This window comes from Corynebacterium sp. (assembly GCF_012837295.1).
Lineage (GTDB): Bacteria > Actinomycetota > Actinomycetes > Mycobacteriales > Mycobacteriaceae > Corynebacterium.
Window position 1 is genome coordinate 1 of the sequence record NZ_DURI01000096.1, and the last position, 1,797, is coordinate 1,797.

Consider the following 1,797-nt stretch of genomic DNA (forward strand, 5'->3'; position numbering starts at 1 on the left):
ATCTTCAGCTTCCTCACCTGCCTCCTGGGCGCCGTGATCCTGCTGTGGATCGTCGGCCTGGTGACCAAGCGCCGCTAAGCGGTAGTTCACCGACTCCGGGTCGTTCCTCTTTCGGGAGGGGCGGCCCGGTTTCTTTTTTGTTTGCCGACGCCCACGGCGTCGCCGCGGCGCCTCCTTAGCGGATCCCGGTCGGTGGGCGTCGCAAAGTAGTGCCACCGTCCCACAAATCCCCAGGTCGCCACTTTTCGACCGGAAGTTTTGTTGCACTTTCCGACGCTGGCTCTCCCGCCACCCCCCGCCGGTACCGCCCCCAACTACCCCGGATTCGCGGGATCCCCGTCGTCGATCAACCCCATCTCACCCGCAGTGGACTTCCCGGCCTGCCAGCGCAGGTCGTCGTAAAGCTCCCAACTTGGTGTCTGATCCCAGTCGGACTCGGCCCGCGGCCTGCCCATCCGCTCGCGGATGGTGGCGGCCATCTCCGCGACCACCACATCGAAGCGCCGATCGATGTCGATATCCGTGGTACCGGAGGAACCCCCAGTCCTTGCGCACCGCGATATTCCGGCGGGCGCGGTCGGAGCGGAACGCGCGAATGTCGGCGTGGAAATGCTTCGAATCGAACTCGATGAACAACCGCGCGTCGACGTGCACCAGGTCGAACCGGTACGGCCCGATGCGGTAGTTCAGCACGACGATGATGCTCAACTTCGCCAACGCCCGCGCCAGTCGCCGCTCCGTGTTCGATCGCGCCCCTTCGGGCTCCCACGACAGAATCGTGACCAACGCCCCGGCGCGCGGGTGAGCCAGTTCCCGCGCTTCGCGCAGTAACGCCGCCCGGCTGCCGGCGGTGGGGAATTGCTTGTTGACGATCGACGCCACCAGATCCGCCCGAGTCTGGGCGGCGCCGGTCACGCGCCAGCCATGGAGCGTGACGGCGGTGACGGTCCCGGGCGCCCGCCCGAGCGCCTTGGCACCGCGGAGGCGATTGACGTTGCGGGGGACGGTCACGTCCAGTCGTGCGGACGCCGAACTCCGGAACCCGTGGAGCCACGCGGCGGTGCGATGCTAGAACACCGTCTGCGGGTTGTGGCGCATCACCAGGGCCATCGTCGATTCGAAGGTCGTCGCCGGTGTCGAGTACCAGCCGCGGTCGATGCGCACGAGCCGGCCTTCGCGCGTCGCGCGGGCGGACGCGCGCTCGGTCCACCCGCGATTCAGCAGTTCCGCGCGGGTCGCGCCGAAAATCGGGCAGCGGCAGAGGATCCATGGTTGCCCCCATGACCCGAGAGGGAGGCATGGATGGCGGATTCGCGCTCGCTGAGCGGTCGAGGCGTCGGAAAGCGGAACAAAACGTGGGCGTCGAAAAACGCGACCTGGGGGTTCGCGGGACGGTGGCACTACTTTGCGACGCCCACCGGGTTGCCGCTCGGCCGTGGAGCCGAGAAGGAGCCGACGAATGGACGCCGAAGTCGGCCGACGACCGGAAAACAGGCGGGCCGCCCCTCCCCGCCGCCGCCGTGACTGTAAACTCCGGGGGAAAGCGCAATATGCACTGACCAGTCTGACCAGTCGGTGCGGTGCCCGGCGAGGGGCAGGTACGACGAAAGGGCGGGAGCACGACGTGGCGGATGCGACGACCGGCAAGACGGCGCGGAGCGGCAAGGCCGCGTCGCGGCGCCGCAACCGGCCGAGTCCCCGCGACCGGCTGCTGACCTCGGCGACGGAGCTTTTCACCAACGAAGGCATCCGCGTCATCGGCATCGACCGCGTGCTCCGCGAGGCCGACGTGGCCAA

The 1,797-nt window shown here is 68.2% G+C and carries 2 protein-coding genes and 1 pseudogene; 2 read left to right on the forward strand and 1 reads right to left on the reverse strand.

Annotation, left to right across the window (positions count from 1 at the left end):
* The gene (locus GX015_RS03170) at positions 1–78 is read left to right on the forward strand and encodes a GlsB/YeaQ/YmgE family stress response membrane protein (protein WP_291342748.1); all 78 of its coding nucleotides are present in this window, start codon (positions 1–3) and stop codon (positions 76–78) included.
* 279 nt (positions 79–357) lie between these two features.
* Here GX015_RS03170 and GX015_RS03175 read toward each other — a convergent pair whose 3' ends face one another.
* On the reverse strand, positions 358–1,011 hold the full coding sequence (locus GX015_RS03175) for a hypothetical protein (protein ID WP_291342747.1): 654 nt from the start codon (positions 1,009–1,011) through the stop codon (positions 358–360).
* A gap of 613 nt (positions 1,012–1,624) precedes the next feature.
* On the opposite strand from GX015_RS03175, the pseudogene GX015_RS03180 reads away from it, so the two are divergent.
* Positions 1,625–1,797 (forward strand): annotated as a pseudogene (locus GX015_RS03180) (TetR/AcrR family transcriptional regulator); the annotation flags it as partial.